Origin of the sequence: Methanoculleus methanifontis, assembly GCF_030464365.1 — an archaeon.
Lineage (GTDB): Archaea > Halobacteriota > Methanomicrobia > Methanomicrobiales > Methanoculleaceae > Methanoculleus > Methanoculleus methanifontis.
Window position 1 is genome coordinate 54,217 of sequence record NZ_VCYI01000004.1, and the last position, 21,399, is coordinate 75,615.

At 63.1% G+C, this 21,399-nt stretch carries 19 protein-coding genes; 10 read left to right on the forward strand and 9 right to left on the reverse strand.

Features of this window, described 5'->3' with window-relative positions; genetic code table 11:
- Positions 1 to 111 precede the first annotated feature (111 nt).
- The 3 genes from iorA (at position 112) to FGW20_RS04110 (ending at position 4,011) form a co-directional block, all read left to right on the forward strand.
- Positions 112 to 1,881 carry an indolepyruvate ferredoxin oxidoreductase subunit alpha gene (gene iorA / locus FGW20_RS04100; protein ID WP_301676823.1) on the forward strand — a complete coding sequence of 590 codons (1,770 nt, stop codon included), beginning with the start codon at positions 112 to 114 and terminating at the stop codon, positions 1,879 to 1,881.
- Positions 1,878 to 2,465 carry an indolepyruvate oxidoreductase subunit beta gene (locus FGW20_RS04105; RefSeq protein ID WP_301676824.1) on the forward strand — a complete coding sequence of 196 codons (588 nt, stop codon included), beginning with the start codon at positions 1,878 to 1,880 and terminating at the stop codon, positions 2,463 to 2,465. Before iorA ends, FGW20_RS04105 begins: the two co-directional genes overlap by 4 nt.
- A 205-nt stretch (positions 2,466 to 2,670) precedes the next feature.
- The gene (locus tag FGW20_RS04110; RefSeq protein WP_301676825.1) at positions 2,671 to 4,011 is read left to right on the forward strand and encodes a small ribosomal subunit Rsm22 family protein; all 1,341 of its coding nucleotides are present in this window, start codon (positions 2,671 to 2,673) and stop codon (positions 4,009 to 4,011) included.
- A gap of 417 nt (positions 4,012 to 4,428) precedes the next feature.
- On the opposite strand, the gene FGW20_RS04115 is transcribed toward FGW20_RS04110, so the two are convergent.
- Together FGW20_RS04115 and FGW20_RS04120 are read right to left on the reverse strand one after the other, a co-directional pair.
- A complete protein-coding gene (locus tag FGW20_RS04115) occupies positions 4,429 to 5,409 on the reverse strand; it encodes a DUF8173 domain-containing protein (RefSeq protein WP_301676826.1) in 981 nt (326 codons plus the stop codon).
- Positions 5,410 to 5,544: 135 nt separating this feature from the next.
- Entirely contained in the window at positions 5,545 to 6,177 is a 633-nt protein-coding gene (locus FGW20_RS04120) for a hypothetical protein (RefSeq protein WP_301676827.1), read from the reverse strand.
- A 212-nt stretch (positions 6,178 to 6,389) separates the two neighbouring features.
- Between FGW20_RS04120 and FGW20_RS04125 the strand changes: the two genes are divergently transcribed.
- Complete coding sequence (locus FGW20_RS04125) at positions 6,390 to 6,803, forward strand: hypothetical protein (protein WP_301676828.1); 414 nt, start codon at positions 6,390 to 6,392, stop codon at positions 6,801 to 6,803.
- 21 nt (positions 6,804 to 6,824) lie between these two features.
- Here FGW20_RS04125 and FGW20_RS04130 read toward each other — a convergent pair whose 3' ends face one another.
- Both FGW20_RS04130 and FGW20_RS04135 read right to left on the reverse strand, forming a co-directional pair.
- Positions 6,825 to 9,263 (reverse strand): DNA-directed DNA polymerase, encoded by a 2,439-nt coding sequence (locus FGW20_RS04130; protein ID WP_301676948.1) that lies wholly within the window; start codon positions 9,261 to 9,263, stop codon positions 6,825 to 6,827.
- Positions 9,264 to 9,282: 19 nt separating this feature from the next.
- Positions 9,283 to 10,149: a malate dehydrogenase gene (locus FGW20_RS04135; protein ID WP_301676829.1), complete on the reverse strand. Its 867-nt coding sequence runs from the start codon at positions 10,147 to 10,149 to the stop codon at positions 9,283 to 9,285.
- A 204-nt stretch (positions 10,150 to 10,353) separates the two neighbouring features.
- On the opposite strand from FGW20_RS04135, the gene FGW20_RS04140 reads away from it, so the two are divergent.
- Together FGW20_RS04140 and FGW20_RS04145 are read left to right on the forward strand one after the other, a co-directional pair.
- The gene (locus tag FGW20_RS04140) at positions 10,354 to 11,241 is read left to right on the forward strand and encodes a dihydroorotate dehydrogenase (RefSeq protein WP_301676830.1); all 888 of its coding nucleotides are present in this window, start codon (positions 10,354 to 10,356) and stop codon (positions 11,239 to 11,241) included.
- A complete protein-coding gene (locus FGW20_RS04145; RefSeq protein WP_301676831.1) occupies positions 11,234 to 11,998 on the forward strand; it encodes a dihydroorotate dehydrogenase electron transfer subunit in 765 nt (254 codons plus the stop codon). The genes FGW20_RS04140 and FGW20_RS04145 overlap by 8 nt, the downstream gene beginning before the upstream one ends.
- Positions 11,999 to 12,026: 28 nt before the next feature.
- Here FGW20_RS04145 and FGW20_RS04150 read toward each other — a convergent pair whose 3' ends face one another.
- From FGW20_RS04150 to FGW20_RS04170, 5 genes are all read right to left on the reverse strand, one after another.
- Complete coding sequence (locus FGW20_RS04150) at positions 12,027 to 13,277, reverse strand: WD40 repeat domain-containing protein (protein WP_301676832.1); 1,251 nt, start codon at positions 13,275 to 13,277, stop codon at positions 12,027 to 12,029.
- Between the two features lie 281 nt (positions 13,278 to 13,558).
- Positions 13,559 to 14,182 carry a molybdenum cofactor guanylyltransferase gene (gene mobA / locus FGW20_RS04155; RefSeq protein ID WP_301676833.1) on the reverse strand — a complete coding sequence of 208 codons (624 nt, stop codon included), beginning with the start codon at positions 14,180 to 14,182 and terminating at the stop codon, positions 13,559 to 13,561.
- Positions 14,183 to 14,200: 18 nt separating this feature from the next.
- Positions 14,201 to 15,112, reverse strand: coding sequence for a ketopantoate reductase family protein (locus FGW20_RS04160; RefSeq protein WP_301676834.1), 912 nt, complete (start codon positions 15,110 to 15,112; stop codon positions 14,201 to 14,203).
- A gap of 21 nt (positions 15,113 to 15,133) precedes the next feature.
- The gene (locus FGW20_RS04165; RefSeq protein ID WP_301676835.1) at positions 15,134 to 15,601 is read right to left on the reverse strand and encodes a methylated-DNA--[protein]-cysteine S-methyltransferase; all 468 of its coding nucleotides are present in this window, start codon (positions 15,599 to 15,601) and stop codon (positions 15,134 to 15,136) included.
- Complete coding sequence (locus FGW20_RS04170) at positions 15,589 to 17,598, reverse strand: ATP-dependent DNA helicase (RefSeq protein WP_301676836.1); 2,010 nt, start codon at positions 17,596 to 17,598, stop codon at positions 15,589 to 15,591. Before FGW20_RS04170 ends, FGW20_RS04165 begins: the two co-directional genes overlap by 13 nt.
- A 153-nt stretch (positions 17,599 to 17,751) precedes the next feature.
- Here FGW20_RS04170 and FGW20_RS04175 point away from each other — a divergent pair, with 153 nt between their 5' ends.
- The 4 genes from FGW20_RS04175 (at position 17,752) to corA (FGW20_RS04190) (ending at position 21,345) form a co-directional block, all read left to right on the forward strand.
- Complete coding sequence (locus tag FGW20_RS04175) at positions 17,752 to 18,018, forward strand: DUF5654 family protein (RefSeq protein ID WP_301676837.1); 267 nt, start codon at positions 17,752 to 17,754, stop codon at positions 18,016 to 18,018.
- A gap of 54 nt (positions 18,019 to 18,072) precedes the next feature.
- Positions 18,073 to 19,095: a magnesium/cobalt transporter CorA gene (gene corA / locus FGW20_RS04180; protein WP_301676838.1), complete on the forward strand. Its 1,023-nt coding sequence runs from the start codon at positions 18,073 to 18,075 to the stop codon at positions 19,093 to 19,095.
- Between the two features lie 127 nt (positions 19,096 to 19,222).
- Complete coding sequence (locus FGW20_RS04185; RefSeq protein WP_301676839.1) at positions 19,223 to 20,206, forward strand: mechanosensitive ion channel family protein; 984 nt, start codon at positions 19,223 to 19,225, stop codon at positions 20,204 to 20,206.
- Between the two features lie 35 nt (positions 20,207 to 20,241).
- Positions 20,242 to 21,345, forward strand: coding sequence for a magnesium/cobalt transporter CorA (corA, locus tag FGW20_RS04190; RefSeq protein ID WP_301676840.1), 1,104 nt, complete (start codon positions 20,242 to 20,244; stop codon positions 21,343 to 21,345).
- Positions 21,346 to 21,399 lie beyond the last annotated feature (54 nt).

The following is a 21,399-nucleotide window of genomic DNA, read 5'->3' on the forward strand; positions in this document are numbered from 1 at the left end:
GATCCGGCGCGCACGGTCGCAATACCCGGTATTTCAGCACCGAATTGTTCCGGACAGGCATCCAAAGGGCTATGTTGAAAACAGATGATAGAAGTATAGTTGAGTGGAACAATGGCAATACGATACCTACTCGGAAACGAGGGCATCGCTCACGCATGCCTGGAGGCAAACATCGACTTTGCCAGCGGTTATCCCGGAACACCGTCCTCCGAAGTGATCGACGTCCTCCGGATGCAGAAGGAGCGGCCCTTCACCGTGGAGTGGTCCACGAACGAGAAGGTCGCCTTCGAGAACGCACTCGCCGCCGCCTGGTGTGGAGTCCGCGCACTCTGCACCATGAAGCACGTCGGGCTGAACGTGGCGGCCGATCCCCTGATGACGAGCGCATACACCGGGGTTACCGGCGGGTTCGTCATCCTCTCCGCCGATGACCCCTTCGCGCACAGTTCCCAGAACGAGCAGGACACGCGGCGCTACGCGCACTTCGCCCGGCTCCCCTGCCTCGACCCGGCTTCAGTCCAGGAGGCGCACGACATGATGCGGGACGCCTTCGCCCTCTCCGAGGAGGTCGGTCTGCCAGTGATCTTCCGCCCCACCACCCGGATCTGCCACTCGAAGGGCGACGTCGACCTCGGAGAGGTCGGAACCGTTCACCGGGCCGCCGAGTTCCGGCGCGACCCGAAGCAGTACGTGGTCATCCCCGCGCACACCCGGGTTCTGCATAAGGTCCTGAACGAGAAACAGCCGGCACTTAAACGGCGGCTGGTCGAACTCGGTTACAACCGTCACACCGTCCGGGGCAGGACCGCCGTCGTCGCGAGCGGCGTCTCGGCCGCCTACGTCCAGGAAGTGCTCCCCGACGACGTCTCGCTCGCGATCGTCGGCGCCTACCCGATCGACGAGGAGTGGCTGGCGGACTTCGTCGACCGGCACGAGAAGGTTCTCGTTGTCGAGGAACTCGATCCGGTCGTCGAGGAGGTGGTGCGCCAGGCGGCGACGAAGACCGAAGTATTCGGTAAGATAGACGGCACGGTTCCATACGAAGGGGAGTTCACCCCGGCGACCGTCGCCGCCGCCCTTGAGCAAGCGGGCATGGCCCCCACGGCGAACTTCCCGGCGGCCGCTCCGGTCCCGGGAGTGCCGCCCCGTCCGCCGATCCTCTGCGCAGGGTGCATGCACCGGCCGACATTCTACGCGATGCGGAAAGTCTTCCGCGACGGCATCTTCCCGAGCGACATCGGGTGTTACACCCTCGGGCTCCAGCTCGGCGCGGTGGATACCACCATCTGCATGGGCGCCTCGATCACCGTCGGGAGCGGGATCGCCCGGTCGGGGGAGGAGCGCCCCGTGGTCTCGACCATCGGCGACTCGACGTTCCTGCACACGGGAATACCGGGGCTCTTAAACGCCGTCTACAACGGCGCGGACATGGTCGTCGTCATCCTGGACAACCGGATCACCGCTATGACCGGCCACCAGCCAAACCCCAATACGGGAGTGACGGCGACAGGCGTCGAGAGCACCCCAATATCGCTTGACGCGATCTGCCGGTCGTGCGGGGTCTCCTGGGTCGAGACGGTCGACCCCTACGACCTTCCGGTGCTCCTCGACACCTTCCGGAGGGCAAAGGAGCGCAAGGGCGTCCGGGTCGTCATCGCAAAACAGCCCTGCGTCATCACCGCCCGCCGGAGCGGGATCAAACGCAAACCCTACACGGTCGACCCCGAACGGTGCACGGGCTGCGGCGCCTGCCGGTCGTTCGGCTGCCCGGCGATCGCGTTCGTCGATAAGAATGCGACGATAACCGAACTCTGCGCCGGTTGCGGCGTCTGCGCAGACATCTGTCCGTCGGGCGCGATCATCCTGGAGGGACGGCGATGAAACCCTCGTTCGACGTCCTGATTGTCGGGATAGGCGGCCAGGGAACCGTTCTCGCCTCGAACGTCCTCGGGGAGGCGTGCATCATCGAGAACCGGACCGTCCGGAGCGCCGAGACTCACGGGATGGCACAGCGCGGCGGGTCGGTGGAGAGCCACATCCGCATCGACGGGAAGCACGGCTCCCTGATCGTGCCGGGGACGGCCGATCTTCTCATCGCCTTCGACCTCCTCGAGGCCCTCCGCTACCGCCACTACCTCCCCGTGGGGGGAAAACTCGTGGTGAACCGGCACCTGGTCGTCCCGACGTCGGTCTACCAGCAGGATCTGGACGTCCCCGACGAGGAGAGCATCCTCGCCGCGCTCGCCGACCTCGACGTCACCTGCATCGACGCCGCGAGCCTCGCAGAGGAGGCGGGAAGCATCCTTTCGCAGAACATCGTGATGCTCGGGGCGGCGTCGGGAGACATTCCGCTCCGGCCCGAGACCCTCGAAGAGGCGGTGCGGCGGTGCGTGCCGCCAAAAACCGTCGAGGTCAACACCGTAGCCTTCCGGATCGGCCGGGAGAAGGGCGCCGGCACGCCCTGATCGGGAGGCTCCCGGGGTTTCCCCGCTCTCCCCATCACTACGGTCAACCGCATCCAGGCGTTTCATATGCCCCTTCGCGCCCTTCGCGGCTTCGCGTGAGACCCAATCCGAGTCTCAAAACCTTTGGCTCACGCGAAGGCGCGAAACATGAAGCACCTTTTGGCGCCCGCAACCTGTATTACCCATCCTGCCGAGCTGGTATGCCATGAGTGAGCAGGGTAGCGTCGAAGGGCCGTTAGCGGTCGACGATGCCGGGCGCGAGCGACAGCTCGCGTTCTTCGAGAAGCCGGAGGTTCCGGACTATATCCAGCGTCTGGTCGAGTCCTACATCGAGAAGAAGACCGCCAAGTCCCGGGACGACCCGGTCGTGCTCGACCGGATGCGTAACGCCATCCTTGCCCAGAAGAGCCGCTACTGGAAGGAGAGGCGGGTGAGTTACCGGAAGGCCTACCAGGTTCTCGGCTACCTGGCCTACCACGCGCCGGTCTACCTGGTGCAGTTTGAGCACATCCTCTGGCAGATCATCCACCAGGGGCTCGCAAAACCCCATATGCGCATCCTCGATCTCGGCACCGGGCCGGGAGTCGTGCCGCTCGCCGTCATCGACCTTCTCGGACGGCTCGGGAACGGTTCCGCGGATGTCTACGCCGTCGAGCAATCGGAGGAGCACCTCGAGGCCTACAACGCCCTCGTCCCGGCCGCTGCCGTGGCGCGAGGTAACGCCGTGCGGGTGGAAAAGCCCATCCGCGCCGATATCGGGGCGCTCGAGGCCGGGAACCTGCCCGACCGGATAGACCTCATGGTCTTCTCGAACGTCTTAAACGAACTCCGCCACCTCGATATCGACCGGCGCGCCGACCTTGTCACCGGCCTTGCCGAACAGCTCGCGCCAGACGGGACGATCGTCGTCGTGGAGCCCGCCGATCTCGCGAACTCCACCACTATGCGGCAGACCGTACGGGCGATCGCGGAGCGCGGCCTTGCTATCTACAGTCCCTGCTCGTTCATCCGGGGAACCGCCTGCAACCCCACCCGGTGCTGGACGTTCGAGCAGAAGGGCGACATCCGGCCGACCCGGCTCATGGAGCGCCTTGCAGCGCGGAAAGACGGCTACCGGTTCGTGAACGTCGATATCAAATACTCATCGGCACTCCTGCGAAAGGATACAAAAACGCAGCACGCCTACCACGTCCCGCCGGGAGCGAAGTTCGCCCGGCTCTCCCACCTCCGCCGTCACCGCGACAAAAAGATCAACGTCGTCGCCGCGCTGATGTCCGGCAACCTCGGGGATAACCGGACGAAGGTCTACAAGGTCTGCGACGGGACGCCTGCGGACCCAACGTATGCCGTCGTCCCGGCAACCCTCCGCGGCACGAACCGCGACGCGCTCGAAGGTCTCCCCTACGGCGATATCGTCCGGCTCTACGGGATTCTCGTCCGGTTCAACCGCGACCACGGCGCCTACAACCTGGTCGTCCTGCCGGGGACGCGGATCGAGCCGGTCGGGTGTTCGGGGGGAGAAGGGGGCAGAGTGGCGGATATGTAAGCAGGAGTTACTCCTCCTGCCGGCACTCAGGTATAGTTACCGTTATCATCACAGGCGAGAAGAGAAAACAGGAACCGATTGCAGAACGGGCTCTTCGATAGCACCTCAGAGCAGTAAGAGCTCGATAAAAACCCGATCAACTGGACCGTGGTGGCTATCGCGTCTGGGGGAGGGGTTTCAGGGGAGGGGGGAGACCCCCCTCGAAACTCTTCGAGTTTCTCATGCTCGCTGCGCTCGCACTCCCCTTTGTCCCCACCCCCCATGGCGATACCCCCTCGAAATCCGTAAATGGGGTATAGCAGGTAGCAAGTACCACCGGCGATTCCGCATGCCGATAACGTCCCCGGAAAAACCCTATGATATTAGCAAGGTTGCGGTGAATCTGCCGGACTGAGGGCATTCGGCCAAAAAAAGATACTACGCCTCCCCCCCACCGGCACGGAACGGGCAGAAACTCCTGAGCGCGTAGAGCAATCCCCCGTAACCAAGACTGACCGCGATAATCTGGACGATCGCCCCGAGCAGCGGGATGAAGAAGAGGATCTGCAGGATCACGAACCCCAGAACAAATATCCACGAACGTCCCGTCTCCCACCCTGCCCGGGAAGCGATGATGTCCCCGAGGGCGTATGCGACAAAGAGCGACGAGAGCATCAAGGCGACGATGAAGAGCAACCCCGCTACGAGCGCGATGGGGAGGCCGATGACCGTGATTGCGACGATGACGAGGATGATCACCGATACGATGATCGCGACGAACCCAAGAACCGTCAGGAGAACCGGGTTCTTCTTGACCTGCCCGACCACCGCCGCAAACAGATCGGGGAATCCCCGGATGAGGAGAAGCCCGAGGATCAGGAACCCGATGGCGAAGAACACCGAGAAGAGGTCGGGCAGCAGCCCGGGCTCCGGCGGCTCCTCGAACGTCACGTTCCCGGCCGTACCGGGGTTGTTGAACGTCGCGCCCGACACCGTCAGGTTGCGGAGAACCGATCCTGCGTTGGTGACCTCCCCCGCCGAGATGAACGCGTCGCGCTCTATGACAGCATTCTCCCCAATTGTGACCGTTCCCCCGGTGATGAGGGCGTTCGTCGCGTTCCCGTTCAATTCGATCTCGCCTCCGGCGGCAAGCACCTTCCCGCCGACATTCCCGTTGATGACCAGGGTGCCTCCCGCGGCGATGACGTCGCCGGCGACCGGCGCATCCACCGTCACCATGCCGCCGGCGACCGTCAGGCTGTCTACGGGAGCGTTGACGGTCACGGACCCGCCCGAGGCAACCACATCGTCGGGGATGGCGGTATCGATCACCTGCTGGTCCCCGCCGAGAAACGTGAGCGCCTGAGCCCCGGACGGGATGAGCAGCAGGCCGAGGATCAGCACTGCCAGATGCTTCATACGGCCCGATAGATCGCTCCACCTCAAAAATGTTCGTGCAAAAGGGATGGCGATATCGGAGCGGCGGCGGTCACAGCCGACAGGAAAGCCGATCCGCCAGCCATCCAGGAGAATTGCGCCCCGGAACCGTCCCCGCTACACCAGATCCGCAAGGCGGCGTTTGAGTTCGGTGATCGCCTCGTCCTTCCCGGAAACATCCGAATCCTGGACGGAACGAATGTTCTCCTCGACCGAGGTTGCCATCCACTCTTTCGGGACGCCCGACGCCGCAAAGAGTTCCTGCCACTCCCCGGAGCCGAACGGGATGACCCTGACAAGTTTTCCGAGAATGTTCCAGTCGACGACCCGGTACTCTTCCCCGGTGCTGGTATCCGCCACCTGTACCGACCGGTCGTCGTTGCACCCGACGACCCGGGCGTGGATGACGTAGACGCTCACATCGTCCTTGTCGGTGAAGGAGATCTGGACGACGTCGCCCGGCTGCGGGCTCTCGGGCACCATGTAAAGGACGATATCACCCGGGTACATCAGTTCCGGCTCGTAGCGATCGGCGATACCGATGTAGCCGGTATCGGAGACGTAGAGCCGGAGATACTCCTGGTAAAACTTCCGGACGATCCAGTAGACTGCTCCCGGGTGCGTCTCCGCCAGTTTCAGGAGGAGGTTGTGGATGGAGCTCGGAATGCTCTCCGGCCGATCCAGCACCTGACGGGCCAGCCTCTCGTACGCTTCCACAACCCCGGCCTCTGTCTGCGTTGCCTCTGCCATACTAACAAACCCCGGTGCATAATATCAGTGGTAGGATAAAAGTGTTCCTCCGTGTTTTCCTGACGCGCCGCCCGGATCGACGTAGGTTCTCAGCACCGTACAGGTCCTGGAGAAGGGAAAACGCTGGCACTGCCATCGAATGCGCGAGAAGATGAAAGAACTATAACGCTTATATCCGACCGTAACCATACAGTAAAGTAGAGGCTATTGATATGGGTGGCATAAAGGATTCTACGTATCTTGATGTTCAGAAAGCCCTCGCCCGGCGGTTCTCTCCCCAGGACGGGTGGCAGTTCGCATGGTCCCCTGCCGGCAGTGCACAGCCGGAGGGTCTGGTCTCCCGCCGGGTTGCCGGCAAGACGGAACGGGTGCTCGTGAACGTGAAGATGACCCCCAGTGTCCCGGCAGGCACCATCGAGGCGCTTGCGGCAGCCGCAAGCGCCGGCAAAGCCGACAGGGCTGTTCTCGTCGTGCCGGGCGGGGCAGCCGTCCCGGAGGTTCCCGAGGGAGTCGACGTCCTGGAGATGGGCAACTGGCAGATCGTCGGCGGTCGCATCGCCTGGGCGAAGAACATCGAGAAGAGCGCGTTCCTCGAGGAGGAGCGCGCGAGAAGGGGGCTCGCGTAACGCGGCCCCTCAAAACTTTTCTCACATCCCGAAGTCAAAGAGCGTCGTCCTTGAGGGATCGACGTCGTGCCAGTCCCACCCGAGCGGCTCAATGATCCGTGAGATGGGGCCTTTGAGCGTCTTCTCGAGCATCGTCTCCCAGTCGACGACGAACTCCGGCGGCACCTGATCGGCGTACTCGAAGCAGACCACGTCCGTTCGCGGGTATTTCGCCGTGACGGTCTTTATGTAGATCCGTTTGGGCTTGCTGCCCCGCTTGAAGTCGGTTCCGAGATGCTCGTTCGAGTACTTGGCGCCCCGGATGTGGGCGTCGGCGTTCTCGTAACTATCCAGGTTTTTCCCGATCCCACCCGGAATGCCGGTTTCGTCGAGGGAGTACTCACCACGCCGGTATTTCCTGATGACGTCGCGCAGGTATGCCTGCACGTCGCTGAACGCGTCCCCGCGCAGGATCATCTCGATGACGGCACGTTGCACCTCCCGCGTGATCTGTGGGGAGTCGCTGCGCCGGATCTCAAAGCCGACGACATCGACCTCGTCGACGTCCTTGCCCTCCTTCCAGACCAGGTGCCCGGCGTAGCGCTTCTTCTTGCCGGCCTGGAAGAAGCGGCGGTAAACCTTCTCGAACTTGATGGAGAAGTAGTGCATATCGGCGTTCAGTTCAGCTTTCGCAAAGTCGCCGTAGCCCGCGTTCAGCTCCGCCTCGATCTCCCTCGCCCGTGTGATGGTCTCTTCGAGGTTCCCCGGCGGGACCTCGACCATGCAGGAGTCGGTGTCGCCGTAGAGGACGGTGTACCCAAGCCCCGTGATGATATCCCGGGTGTGCCCGATGATCGCCCGGCCGACCGAGGTGACGGCCGACCCGATCTCACGGTCGTAGAGCCTGAACCGGGTATAGCCCGAGACCCCATAGTAGGAGTTCATGATCACCTTCAGGACGTTCTGCTGGAGGTCGTAGAGGACGTACTCCGGCGACCCGAAAGGGTAAAGGTTTCGGAGGTGCTTGCGTTCGTCCCGCTCCTCGAGGAGTTCCGCGATGATGCTCCGTGTCAACCCATCCGGCTCCCGGGAGAACCGGATACCGTTCGGCGCCCGCAGTTCGCCGTCAGGGTTCTTCGTCTCGGGCGAGGCGTTGATCGTCATCATCGCCATCGGGTAGAGCGATTTCAGGTCGAGAACAACCACGTTCTCCCGGAGACCGGTGGCGGGCTCAAAGACGGTCGCCCCCTCGAACTCGTCCCCGGCGGCGAGCCCTTTTGATGGGAGAACGAACCTGCCCGACGCCTTCCGGAGAACGAAGATGTCGATGACGTTTGAGGAGTTCAGCGTTCGGTCGAGCGGGCACCCGACGTACCGGGCGATCTCCCGGTAAAACTCGATGATGTTATTTTTCCGGTCGATCCCGACGCAGAGTTCGACGTCGCGGTAGTTGTACTCCACGAGCCGTTTCGGGTCAGACCGCCAGAGCTCGGTGATCGTCCCGGTGTAGCGGACCTTCGTCACCCCGAGTTCATCTTCGGCGATCGCATCGAGCCGGTACGACTCCTTCTGGGCCTGGTGCATCTTCCGGTAAGCGCCGAGGAGATCGAAGATCGACCGTCCACGGACGGCGTTTCGCTCGGTCTGCCCGGGGATACGGGCGAGACCCTCGGCCTTAAGATCGAGCGCCCCCATCCGTTTCACGATGTAAGGGATGTCGAACTCCACGAAGTTCCAGCCTGAGAGGATATCGGGGTCGCGTTCTTTGACGTAATCGACGAGCCCCTTGAGCATCGAGACCTCATCCGGGTACCGGACGACCCGGTGCCGCTCGTTGACAGAGAGGTCGGGCACGTCGGCCGCCGCCTCGCCGGGCTGCCAGAGGAGCGTCGTGTAGTCGTCGTCGAACGAGTCCCAGCAGGTGACGCAGATGATCGGGTCGCGCTCAGGTTCGGGGAACCCCTGCTCGTCCACGCACTCGATATCCATGATGCAGGTGCGGGCCGGAGCCTTGATCTCGGCCGGCGCGAGTTCGCGACACTCGATCTCAAAGGCACCATCGAACGATTCAACTGCATCGGCAGGCAATTCGACACCGGCGGTAAGACCGCAGTCTATCATGAATCGGGTGGTAAACGGGATATCAGCCTCATAGTGCTGCGAAAAGACATCGCGGACGGCACGGACATCGCCGGGACGCCGGGTGTAGAGCCGCCGGAGGGGAACGGCCTGGATAGAGCGGTAGGTCGTATTCTCTTCAACGCCGACGATCTCCTGCGGGAGAGATCTGCCATCCACCTGATCGGCAGGCGCATAGAAATAGGGCCGAAAACCGCTCACCCTAACTTGAATGGCCTTTCCAGATGCGTCCCGACCGAAGATATAAACGACCGGGGTATCGGCACCGACGTTACCGTACTCCACTTGATGAATACCGACACGGATCTTCCCGAAGTCCTCCAGCGTTGCCGGAACGCTCATGCCGGACTCAAGCACCCGGTCAACCATCGAATCTCCTGCAGAGATCCCGCACGAACGCTCCCGCCTCCGCCATCTTCGCGGACTCCCAGTCATCGAGTTCCCACTCCTCGATGCCGAGAATACCCTCGCGGCCTATCCGGGCGGGGACGCCGAGGGAACAGCCGGAAAGACCGTATTCGCCGTCGAGCACGCATGAGCAGGGGAGCACTTCCCGCCGGTCGTCGAGGATCGCCCGGATCAGCATGGCGATATGGTATGCGGGCCCGAAGACCGTACCGCCCTTGCCGCGGATCACCTCCATGCTCGCCCCCCGCATGCGGGAGAGGATTGCTTCCCGCTCTCTGGAATCAACATCCCTGCCGGTCTTCGAGAAAACCGGCACCTGGCGATCGCCGTGCTCCCCGAGCACCCAGGCAGGCCCGCTGATCCCCGCTTCGTGGAGGAAGCCGGCAAATCGCGCACTGTCGAGCTGGCCGCCGAAACCGATGCACCGGCGCCTGTCGCTGCCCATCATCTTCCAGAGGCCGTAGTTGTTCGCATCCATCGGGTTCGTGACGGAGATGACAATCCCGGGGAACTCCTGCAGGAGCTCGCTGCACCGCTTCGCTACCGGGATGTTGGCCTCGAGAAGGTCGGCCCGGGTCTTGATATCCGGTGTCCTCGGGGTGCCCGCCGCAAAGACGAATATATCGGCATCCCGCATTGCCGCCGTTTTGGTGGAGACCGCGATGTCGATACCCGTGTGCTGCAGGTCGAGCACCTGCGCCCGGAGGAGGGGGTCGTATACGTCGTAGACGACGATCTCGTCTGCGAGACCAAGCGCGGCGGAGAGAAACGCCGTCTCACCCCCCACTTTTCCGACGCCCAAGATTGCAAGCGAGGTCATAGTATCGATCCTGATCAGAGTTATCGTACATATTGTGCGCGCAAAGAGGCCCCTGACAGCACGGAGAATAACAATCCGGCGGGGAAAAGAGCCTCTTTACCGCCTCCCGTGCCGGTACCCGGGCTCCGGAGAGCGGAGCACATTTTTTCCTGTTAGTACACTTGGCGCGAGAGTATAATAATACTCTACTCCTACCTTTTTTCAATGGTTGCGCTTTATCCAGGCCCCATCGAGGTCGGCGGCATCCGGTTGAGGAACCACCTGCTGCTCGCGGCCGGTATCCTCGGTACCACCGGGGCGTCGCTCGCCCGCATTCTCGCGAACGGTGCGGGCGGCGTGGTCACGAAATCCATCGGCCCGAGCCCGAAAGAGGGGCATCCCGGGCCCTGTCTGGTCGTGGTCGACGGCGGCATCATCAACGCCATGGGCCTTCCGAACCCCTCGGCCGCGTTCAAGGACGAACTGGCCGCCCTTCAAGGGGAACCGGTGATCGTGAGCATCTTTGCGGGGACGCCGGAGGAGTTCCGGACGGTCGCCGGGTGGTTCGCCGGTACGGCATCCGGGCTCGAGTTGAATCTCTCCTGCCCCCACGCGGAGGGCTACGGGGCAGCCATCGGGAGCGACCCGGCTCTCGTGGAGGAGTGTACCCGGGCCGTAGCCTCCCTCGGGGTTCCGACCTGGGTGAAACTCACCCCGAACGTCGCCGATATCGCCGAGATCGGGGCGGCAGCGGAGCGCGGCGGGGCGGACGCGATCGTCGCGGTCAACACCGTGAAAGCGATGCGGATCTCGACGGCGCTCCGCCGGCCAGTGCTCGGGAACCGGTTCGGCGGACTCTCGGGTAAAGCCATCTTCCCCGTCGCGGTTCGGTGCGTCTACGACCTCTACGAGGCGTGCTCCATCCCCATCGTCGGGTGCGGCGGGGTCTCCACCGCCGACAACGTCGTCGAAATGATGATGGCAGGAGCCAGCGCCGTCGAGATCGGGAGCGCCATCATCGACGACATCGGGATCTTTGCTGCGATCGCAGACGAACTTTACAGCAGCGACGGCATCGACGCGGGCGAGATCGTGGGGTGCGCCCATGCATGAGCAGATGCCCGCAGGGGTTGTGATAACGGATATCGTGGAGGAGACGCCGTCGATCAGAACGTTCGTCTTTGACCGCGAGATTGCAGCGCGGCCGGGCCAGTTCGTGATGGTCTGGGTGCCAGGCGTGGACGAGGTCCCGATGGCCCTCTCCTCCCCGTCCTCGATCACCGTCCAGAAAGTCGGCGACGCGACCGCCGCGCTCTTTGCGATGCACGAGGGCGACCGGATCGGTGTCAGGGGGCCCTATGGGAACGGGTTTCCCGTCTCCGGCAGAACGCTTGCCGTCGGCGGCGGCGTCGGGGCCTCCCCGCTGCTGCCGCTGGTCACAGCAGGGCAGGTGGACACCTTCCTCCTCGGCGCCAGGACGGCCTCCGAGCTCCTCTTCGCGGAGAGGATACGCGATGCGGCGACGCTGATGGTCGCGACCGACGACGGCACCGCCGGCCATCACGGGTTCGTGACGGAACTCATGGCACGGGTGGATCTCGCCGACTTCAACCACATCTGTGTCTGCGGGCCCGAGATCATGATGACGGCGGTGCTCGCCGTCCTCGACCGTGAAGGGTGTGCCGAGCGGGGGCTGTTCTCACTCCACCGCTACATGAAGTGCGGGGTCGGCCTCTGCGGTTCGTGTTGCACCGACCCGCACGGCCTGCGGGTCTGCAGGGACGGCCCCGTCTTCTCCGGCGATGTCCTGCTCGATAGCGAGTTCGGGCATTACGCGCGTGACGCGAGCGGGAGCAGGCACCGGATCTAGTGCGCCCCTCCTGCCAGAAAAGAGGGGGTCAGGCCAGGAAGTCATCCTGGGGCTCGAAGAGAAGGGAGATGATGTTCTCCACCCACCCAAGCACCCTTGAGGTTATCGGGACTTCCTCCCGGCCCCCGGCACTCACTTCCGCCGCCGTATCCGCGCTGGCATCCTCAGGAGCCGGGGGGACGGTCATGCTGGGCGTTGTGTTGCCCGACGGTTCGGTCTCATTGACCACGCCCTCCGGCGGATTCCAGGCCTCGACCAGGTCCGGATCGTTTGTGAAGAGATGGATCGACCGATCGCCCTCGCCGCCCCCGACGACAAGGAACGACCCGTCGGGGGTCACGGCAACGGACTCAGCACGACCGCCGAAGCCGATCTTCTGGACCTCGGCTCCCGTGCGGTCGAGGACGTGGACCGTCCTGCCGGCTGCAGCGAAGATCCTCCTACCCTCGTTCGTCAGGGCCGTCGAGAAGATGGCGTCCCCCACGGGGTACTTCCAGAGGTGTTCGCCCTCTCCCGTAGAGAAGTAGACGCACCGGTCGCCCGATCCGGCCGCCACGAACCGCCCGTCCGGGGTGAGGTCAATGCCCCTCACCAGTTTGCCGGTCCCGTAACTCCAGGACTCCCCTTCCCTGCTATTGAGGAGGTAGACCCCATGGTTATCGCAGCCGATCGCTATTCTGCGGCCGTTCTCCGATATCGCGAGGGCGTAACTATCGGTTCCCATATCATAATCCCAGAGCTGCTTTTGGTTTCGATCAAAGATGCATACCGCACCGTTGTCGCATCCAGCTGCGATATACGCACCGTTTGACGATATATCAACGCTCCGGTAGATATAACCCGTCTTCTCGGCCCAGATGAGGTCTCCATCTCTGCTGTAGAGATAGAGTTTGTCCGCAGCAACGCCGACCCGCGACCCTTCGGGCGATATCCCGACGCCGTTCACACGTGAACCGACGGCGCTTTGCCAGAGGACATCGCCCTGCTGGTCGAGAAGGTACACCACCGAACCCGCAGAGGCAACGATCGCAGAACCGTCGTGCGTGACCGCCACGGAACTGACCGGGCCGTTTGCCCCCAGTTTCCAGACGGGAATGTACTCCCCCTCGTCCGCGGAGGCAACCCCACACAGGACAGCGATAAGGCAGCAGAAGAGAAGGAGCAGTGTCGCAATGCGCCCGGCCCGGCATCCATGGATCTCACGCCTGAAAGGCGTTATCCCGGAATCAGCCCGAGCACTGACGGCAGAACTGGATGGAGTCGCTTCCCCCGATGACATCAGGCCTGACATCTCAGAGAGTGTATATATTATTTTCGGGCAACCTACCCCCTCCGGCTTCCGGCACGGTTCGGCGGTTCCTGCCCGCCCTCAACCAGGGACGGGCAAAGGTTGCCGCGGTTTCGGGAATGCCGGTAGAACATTTTGAGGGATCGCAAGGGCCGGAGCCGGGAACACACCGGCCCGGGCACGGGAAAAAGGGTAGCTCGCAGGGATGCGGCAGGCAGGGCGGTATCCTGCCGGCTTATGGGCCAGGCATCCGTAAAATCAGCGCGAGACGTTCAGCAAGGATCACGCAGGTTGTCAGTGTCACGTCCTGCCGTGGGATCGATCGACTCCAGGTCTTCAAGGTTGTTGATATTCGTAAACGTCAGGAGACCCGGATCGATCTCGCGAATCTTATCCACGCACACGTACCGGGTGTTAAGGCTCCAGATCATCGCCCGGAGCGAGAGCGACTTGTGCTCCTCCAGATAGCCGAGCAGTGCGCTCCTCCGGTAAACCGCGTGGAGTGGTTCGAGCATATCGGCGTTCCAGCAGGGAATGGCGGCATCGTAGCCGACGGCGGCATCGAAGAGCAGCCGGATCACTCCCGGGTGGATGCAGGGCATATCGCAGGCGGCAACGAAGACGTAATCGCCGTGCACCGCGAGCGCCCCCGCGTGCAGGCCGCCGATGGGGCCGAGACCTCTCCGGACGTCCGATATGCACCTGATATCCCCGATATTGCCGAACCGCTCGCACTGCCCGGGATCCCGCGCAACGACCACGATCTCGTCGACCGCCTCCTTCAGGGTGTCGGTGAGCCGTTCGATGAAGGTCTTGCCCCTGAACGTAAAGAAGTACTTCTCCCGCCCGCCGGCACGCTGTGCCGCTCCGCCAACAAGGACTATCGCAGATCGCATGCTCCTCTCTCCCGGCCGTCAGAGCCGCTCCCGGAAACGGATCAGCTCGGCGATGCAGGCATTATAAGGCGCCTTGATGCCGTGCCTTTCGGCGAGTGCCGCCACCGCACCGTTCATGAAGTCGATCTCGGTCTTCCTCCCGCCGGCGATGTCCTGAAGCATCGACGAGTGGTGGGCGGCCGTCGCTGGGAGCTGGGTCGTCCGGAGATACTCCAGGTACGCCTCCGCGGTCTCCCAGGGGAGGGGGACGCCCTCGGCCTCCGCCACCCGGTAAGCCTCCTCCACAATCCCGGTGACGACCGCCCATGCGTGCGGATCGACGAGCGCGCCGTAAGGGACGTTCATGAGGGCGCCGAGCGGGTTTAACGCGCAGTTATAGAGGGTCTTGCCCCAGATGTCCGTCCTGATGCCGGCGGTCGCCTCCGCCCGGATACCGGCCTCCCGGATGAGGGCGGCGAGACGCTCGACCGCGTCATCTGTACCGGACGGGAACCGCCCGAGTTTCATGGGCGCCGCCTCCACAGAGACGTGAACCGACGCATCGCCCCGCCACTCGAACCCGGTGATGATCATGGCGCCGATGACCCGGTCGGTGAACCGCGCGATGATCTCTTCGTTCCCGATACCGTTCTGGAGGCTCACCACCTCGCGCCCTCCTATGACGTCGGCGAACTGGCGGCAGATCGCCTCCGTGCCGGTGGACTTTGCGGCGACGATGTAGTAGTCGGCGTCCCGCCACGCGTCGGGGAGATCCTCGGAGCAGCTGAACCGGTATGCGTCCTCCCCCCATATGCCCGTCATCAGAAAGCCCCGTTCCTGCACAGCATCAGCGTGCCGCGTCCTCGCTACGGCGTGAACGTCCGCGACGCGGGACAACTTTGCGGCAACGGTCAGCCCGACCGCCCCGGCACCCAGGACCACGATCTTCATTTCAATAATATTATGGCGGAGTTACCTGTTAACTTCTCGCTTTTTCGGCGTGCAGACATCTCCCCGGCGCTCCATACCAAGCAGGATCTCTTTGATCGCGAGATCAGGGGAGAACCCGCCGATACCGGTCTTCGCGACGACCCGGTGACAGGGCACCACGATCGGGGTCGGGTTCCGGGCCATCGCCGCCCCGACCGCCCGGGGCGCGGTTCCGACCATCCGGGCAACCTCGCCGTAGGTGACGGTCTCCCCGCAGGGGATTGTCAGGACCGCACGGTAAATCCCGGCAAAGGTGGTGTCGCCCTCGGTCGCAACGCTCTTGAGCGAAGAGAGATCCGCCGGCCGCCCGGAACAGTAGCGCAGGATCTCTTCCGGGACCCGGCCGGGGATGCCGTCACGAGCGAACCGCACCCGGTAGACGAGGTCGTCCTGCCACGCGACGTGGACGTGCCAGAGGCCGAACCGGCACGATCCGGTCAGGATCGCCATCTCTTGGCCTCTTTTTTGAAAGCTTCTACGGTGCATGCCGTCATCTCCTCCTGCATCCACGGCGGCAGCCCCGCATGAACCCGGCGCTCCTGGAACCTCTTCTCCCCGAGGATGAGCATACCCCTGTCCTCAGGCGTCCGGAGCACCCGGCCGAGCGCCTGCAGGGCGCGGTTGACCGCCGGGAGGGTGTAACTGATGAACTCCCCCTCCTCGCCGAACTTCATCCGGAAGTAGTCGATCACCATCCTGCGGACGCGGTTGAACGGCGCGAGCGGGAGACCGATGACGAGCGCCCCCGAGAGCATCTCGCCACGGTAGTCCAGGCCCTCGCTCCACTTGCCGCCGCAGACCGCAAAGAGGATGCCCGAGCGGCCGGTTCCCGGGAGGGCCATGAACTCCCGGAGCATCACAGCCGATGCCGCGGTATCCTTGGACTCGATGTAGATCTGCTTCTTCCTGATGCGTGGGGCGCAGCGATCCGCGAAGGTGTTCAGGAGGTCGTAGGAGGGGAAATAGACCGCGAGGTTGCCCGGGAGGCGGGCAAACGTGGTAATGTAGTCCTCGGTTCGTGCGAGGTTCTCTTTATCCCGGCGCATTGAGTAGGCGGTGGTGATGTCGGTTGCGCAGAAGATACGGCGGTTCTCCGGGGGGAAAGAGTTTGGGAGCGACATCGTCGTGACGGGAAGGTCGCCGAAGTAGTAGCGCCGGTAACTCTCGATGGGGGAGAGTGTCCCCGAGATCAGAACGCAGCAGGCGTGCGCCTGGGCGATGTCCTGGAGTTTGGTGCTCGGGTCGATGTTTCTGACCTCAAGCGCCACGGCCCCCTCGTCCTCTTTGCGGTAGACCGTGAGGTAGGCCGGGTCGGCGGCGGAGCGGAAGATCCGATAGAAGAACTCGGTCAGCCGCTCGATCGCACTCTCCCGGAAATCTCCCGCCTGCATGTTTTTCTCGCGGATCCCCTCGCTGATCTTGAGGAGGTCGTCCACGATCTCCTCTATGCTCCGGTAGAGCGTGCCGGAGAGGATCATCCGCTGGAAGATGGCGGGGTCGAACCAGTCCTCGGCCTCATGCGAACCCTTGAGCGCCTCCATGAACCGGGTGATCTGCGGCAGGATCTGGACGATAGCGTCCGCCTGCGGCGACCGCCGGCGTCCGGAGAGTTCGTGGCCGGCCTGTACGACATCGCGCTCCTCGATCGTCACGCTCTCGATGCTCTGGACGACGTCCCCGCAGTTATGGGCCTCGTCGATGAGCAGCAGGGCGTCGTGCCCCTCGATCCCGAGCGACTGGTAGAGTTGTTCCCGGATGGCGTCGTCGAAGAGGTGATAGAAGTTCACGAGCACCACATCGGCGTCCCGGGCGGCATGCATCATCGTGTCGTAGGGGCAGATGTCGCCGCAGAACCCGGCGAGCTGGTCAGGCCAGATCAGTTCGGTGCTCACCCGCTCGGCCCGGACACGCAGGGCCGCCGACGGGATCATCTTCAATCCCCCGTCCTCAGGCTCCACGAAGGATTTGCCGTGGACGAAGTAGGGGCAGATGAGCGGGTGCTCCGGATCCATCTTGCGGATCTGCTGTTTTATCTGGCGATCGTTTGCCGGGACGAGCGATCCCTTCTGGGCCCGCTCCCGCATCAGCGCGGTCGAGAAGGATTTGACGCCCTCGCATCGCCGGTAGATATCGCCTTCGCCCCCGAGCGGGCACATGCTGGACTTGCCGATGAGGTAGGCGAACTTGAGGTTGCCGCGCTTCTTCCGGATGAGCTCAAGCTCGCGCATGAACGTCGCAAGCTGGCTGATGGTCCGGACGGCGACGAAGACTTTGCGTCCCCGGCTCTCCGCAAGGAGCGCGGCGGCCACGCTCGACTTACCGCTCCCGGTCGGCGCATCGATCATGGCGATGCCGCCGTCGCGTGCGATGGAAGCGGCCGCTTCAAGCATCTCCCGCTGATGGGGCCGGTACTCCCGGTACGGGAACCAGTCGTCGAGGCTATCCATTGCATATAGTTCGACGTCTTACGTCAATGTAGTTTGGGTGCCCGGGGCGAAAGTGAACGGTGGCGGTGCTGCCCGAACGGCGGAAGGGAAGGTGAGCGCAGACCAGGACGGGGTGACGAAAGTATTATATGCCACTCCAGTTATCGCTCGCCGGTGAAAAATCACATGTCTTTCAAGACCGAGGTCATTGAAAAGGTATCGGCTCTTCTCGCGGCTGCATTCGGCCTGATCGCCGCTCTCGCATGGAACGGCGCCATCCAGGAACTCTTCACGGTTATATTCGGTGAGCAGGGCTCGCTCGTTGCACTGTTTGCGTACGCCGTCATCGTGACGATCATCGCGGTGATCGCGGTCATCCTGATCGGCCGCGCTGCAGCGAAGGCGAAGAGAGAGGATGAGGTAGCGGCAACAAGAAGATGAAGCCCAAAAATCCCTTCATTTTCGATAAACCCTCCTGAACCAGTCGGATACCCTATGAGCCTGCACGACGACCGGGTGACGGGTGGAACGACTCCCCGCTCACGACCGGTCACCGTCACAGTCATCGATTACGATGAGTCCCACCTCGAAGAGCGAACGTATACGCTGCCGGAGATCCGGCTCCCGGCTCGCCGTCCGGCGGTCACCTGGATCGACGTCGACGGCGTCCACGATACCAAGGTGATCCAGGCGGTCGGGGATGCCGTCGGGATTCACCCCCTGACCCTGGAGGACATCTCGAACACCCGCCAGCGGCCGAAGATCGAGGATTACGGTGATTACCTCTACGTTGCAGTCCGGATGCTCGCTCCCGGCGACGGCGAGTTCCACAGCGAACAGGTCAGCCTGGTGCTCGGGAGAGGCTACGTCATATCCTTCCAGGAACACCCGGGCGACGTCTTCGAGCGCATCCGGGAGCGGCTGCGTGCGGGAGCCGGGCGGCTCCGAAGCGAGGGGGCCGATTACCTCTTCTATGCTCTGCTGGACGCGATCGTCGACGGTTACTTCGCCGTGATCGAGGAACTCGGGGAGCGCATCGAGACGGTCGAGGAGGAGGTGGTGGCGGACCCCGACCGGGAGACCTTGCAGGCAATCTACGCCTTGAAGCGGTCTCTTATAGCGCTCCGACGCTCGGTCTGGCCGCTCCGCGAAGCGGTTGCACAACTTGAACGGGGCGAATCGTCCCTGATCGGGGAACAGACGCTCGTCTACTTCCGGGACGTCTACGACCACACCATAGAGGTCGCCGAGACGGTGGAGACCTACCGGGATACAATGTCCGGAACCCTTGATGTCTACCTCTCGAGCCAGAGCAGCAAGATGAACGAGATCATGAAGGTCCTCACCATCATCGCCACTATCTTCATCCCGCTCACCTTCATCGCCGGGGTCTACGGCATGAACTTTGCATATATGCCGGAGATCAGCCATCCCTGGGGCTATCCCCTGGCCCTCGCCTCGATGGCGGCGGTCGCGGTCGCGATGCTCCTCTACTTCAGGAAGAAAGGGTGGATCTGAACCGCGGCCGCCACCCTTTCCCGCCCCATAAGCCCGGATACCATTATATCGCGCAACGTCAAAACCCGCGCCATCTTGCTGCTGGGAGAAGCAGGCCGCGTGCGCCGGGAGCAGCAGGGCGAGGGGTATGCAGGCGGACCGAAGAAACCCGGAGAGGCAGGAAGAGAGACGGGCGACGCTGAGAACCGTCGCCGTCATCGTGATCTCCGGCACCGCCACGGCCCTGTTCCTGCTTGCAGCACTCCTCTACCCGGACATCTTCCTCGAACGCGTCTTCTACACGTCCCTCACGATCAGCCTCGTCTACTTCTTCTTCCTCGTCGTCGAGTCGCTCACCCTCCGGCGCATCAAGGACGAGCGGGAGCGCTACTCGTTTCGGAGAACGGTGTCCATCTTAAAGTTCGTCGTCGTCGCCGTCATCCTCCTCCGGGTCTGGATCGACACCAACTACATCTTCGTCGCCTACGGGATCATCGGTGCCGGGATCGCCGTCGCGCTCCAGGATCTCTTCAAGAACTTCGTCGGCGGGATCCTGATCATCGTCTCGCGCACCTACCAGATCGGCGACCGTATCGAGATCAGCGAGACGATGGGCGACGTGATCGATATCGGGATCCTCGCGACGAAGATCCTGGAGATCCACGCCCGCGACGTCAAGGGTGATCAGGCCACGGGCAGGATCGCCGTCGTCCCGAACGGTGCCGTCCTGTCATCAAGGGTCTTCAACTACACGATGGATCACACCTTCGTCTGGGACGAGATCTCTATCCCCATCACCTACGGGTCGGACTGGCGGCGGGCGGTCTCCCTCTTCCTCGATATCGTTCGCCGGGAGACAGCGGCGACGTCCGGACGGGCCGAGCAGGAGATCGAGAGGATCGGCATGCGTTACTACCTGCCGAGGAGAGAGGTGGAGCCGTCCGTCTACCTGACCCTCACCGACAACTGGATCGACTTTTCTATCCGGTACGTGACCGATGTCCGGAGGAAGCGGGCCACGAAAGACGACCTCTCCCGTAAACTCCTCGAGGCGGTCGAAGCGGCCGACGGTATCGCCATTGCGACCGAGAACATCATCGTCTACGACGGCGGGCCGTTCAAAGACGCGTGATCGGCCCGACAGTGATGTTTTATACCTTGGGATGAATGCCCCTTCCCCGAGAAGGTGTCCGTGGCCCCTGCCGGGCGGCTCGCCGGGACCGGCAGGGTGTATCCGCCTCTTCTCCCGGGAGCAGGCAGTCCGGAGGTGGTGATGCGGCCGGAAAAACCTGTGGGATACTCTCGATCCGGGTAATCGACTACACAGTAGACCGCCTCGAGGAGCACGAATGCATCGAACTCAACGAGGCCTGGTCGTGGATCGGCCGGGAGACGGTCACCTGGATCGACGTCGTCGGGGTGCCGGAGCGCGACGAACTCGTGGTTCTCGGCAGACAGGCGGGGATCCACCCGCTTACGATGGGGGATATCACGGCCCCGGACCAGCGGCCGAAGGTGGAGGAGTTCGGGAGTTACGTCGCCGTCATTGCGAGGATGCTCTCGGAGAGAGACGGCAGGGTCGCAAGCGAGCAGGTCAGCCTGATCTTCGGGGAGAACTACATCATAACGTTCCGCGAGCAGCCCTTCCAGGTCTTCGAACAGGTCAGGGAGCGGCTCAGGAACGAGCTGAGCGTCACCCGTGGATCGGGGCCGGATTTTCTCGTCTACACGCTCCTCGACGCCATGGTGGGCGTCTACCTCGCCATCCTCGACGCGGTCGACGACCGGGTGGAAGACCTTCAGGGCAGGGTTCTGGCCTCCGCGGACCCGCTTGCCTTAAAACAGATCTACGAACTCAAAGAAGATCTCCTGACCATCCGGAGAGCGGCCGTCCCGGCACGCGAGGTTCTCGGGGCGCTTGCAAGCCGGGAGTTGAGCCTTGTCCGGAAGGAGACGATCCCGTACTTCCGGGATATATACGACCGGTGCATCCAGGCGGCAGAGGTCGCGGAGTATACCAGGGATACCCTCTCCGGCGTGATGGATCTCCATACCTCGAACCAGAACAACAGGCTCGCCGAGATCACAACGATCCTCACCATCGTCGCGAGCATCTTCATTCCTTTAAGCTTCATCACCGGGTTTTACGGGATGAATCTCAGGGACATACCGCTCGAAGACTCGCCGCTCGGGTATCCGTTCGTCCTCCTCCTCATGGTAGGCGTCGCGTTCGCGATGCTCCTTTACTTCAGGAAGAAAGAGTGGATATGACGGCGGGCCCCGCGGCACGGGGAGAGGGGCGGCAACCCCCTTTTTGTAGCGAGA

What these genes read in the sequence shown, in the direction of transcription:
- iorA (WP_301676823.1), top strand. Translation starts at nt 112, where the DNA reads ATGGCAATACGATACCTACTCGGAAACGAGGGCATCGCTCACGCATGC.
- FGW20_RS04105 (WP_301676824.1), top strand. Translation starts at nt 1,878, where the DNA reads ATGAAACCCTCGTTCGACGTCCTGATTGTCGGGATAGGCGGCCAGGGA.
- FGW20_RS04110 (WP_301676825.1), top strand. Translation starts at nt 2,671, where the DNA reads ATGAGTGAGCAGGGTAGCGTCGAAGGGCCGTTAGCGGTCGACGATGCC.
- FGW20_RS04115 (WP_301676826.1), bottom strand. Translation starts at nt 5,409, where the DNA reads ATGAAGCATCTGGCAGTGCTGATCCTCGGCCTGCTGCTCATCCCGTCC.
- FGW20_RS04120 (WP_301676827.1), bottom strand. Translation starts at nt 6,177, where the DNA reads ATGGCAGAGGCAACGCAGACAGAGGCCGGGGTTGTGGAAGCGTACGAG.
- FGW20_RS04125 (WP_301676828.1), top strand. Translation starts at nt 6,390, where the DNA reads ATGGGTGGCATAAAGGATTCTACGTATCTTGATGTTCAGAAAGCCCTC.
- FGW20_RS04130 (WP_301676948.1), bottom strand. Translation starts at nt 9,263, where the DNA reads ATGAGCGTTCCGGCAACGCTGGAGGACTTCGGGAAGATCCGTGTCGGT.
- FGW20_RS04135 (WP_301676829.1), bottom strand. Translation starts at nt 10,149, where the DNA reads ATGACCTCGCTTGCAATCTTGGGCGTCGGAAAAGTGGGGGGTGAGACG.
- FGW20_RS04140 (WP_301676830.1), top strand. Translation starts at nt 10,354, where the DNA reads ATGGTTGCGCTTTATCCAGGCCCCATCGAGGTCGGCGGCATCCGGTTG.
- FGW20_RS04145 (WP_301676831.1), top strand. Translation starts at nt 11,234, where the DNA reads ATGCATGAGCAGATGCCCGCAGGGGTTGTGATAACGGATATCGTGGAG.
- FGW20_RS04150 (WP_301676832.1), bottom strand. Translation starts at nt 13,277, where the DNA reads ATGTCATCGGGGGAAGCGACTCCATCCAGTTCTGCCGTCAGTGCTCGG.
- mobA (WP_301676833.1), bottom strand. Translation starts at nt 14,182, where the DNA reads ATGCGATCTGCGATAGTCCTTGTTGGCGGAGCGGCACAGCGTGCCGGC.
- FGW20_RS04160 (WP_301676834.1), bottom strand. Translation starts at nt 15,112, where the DNA reads ATGAAGATCGTGGTCCTGGGTGCCGGGGCGGTCGGGCTGACCGTTGCC.
- FGW20_RS04165 (WP_301676835.1), bottom strand. Translation starts at nt 15,601, where the DNA reads ATGGCGATCCTGACCGGATCGTGCCGGTTCGGCCTCTGGCACGTCCAC.
- FGW20_RS04170 (WP_301676836.1), bottom strand. Translation starts at nt 17,598, where the DNA reads ATGGATAGCCTCGACGACTGGTTCCCGTACCGGGAGTACCGGCCCCAT.
- corA (WP_301676838.1), top strand. Translation starts at nt 18,073, where the DNA reads ATGAGCCTGCACGACGACCGGGTGACGGGTGGAACGACTCCCCGCTCA.
- FGW20_RS04185 (WP_301676839.1), top strand. Translation starts at nt 19,223, where the DNA reads ATGCAGGCGGACCGAAGAAACCCGGAGAGGCAGGAAGAGAGACGGGCG.
- corA (WP_301676840.1), top strand. Translation starts at nt 20,242, where the DNA reads ATGCCCCTTCCCCGAGAAGGTGTCCGTGGCCCCTGCCGGGCGGCTCGC.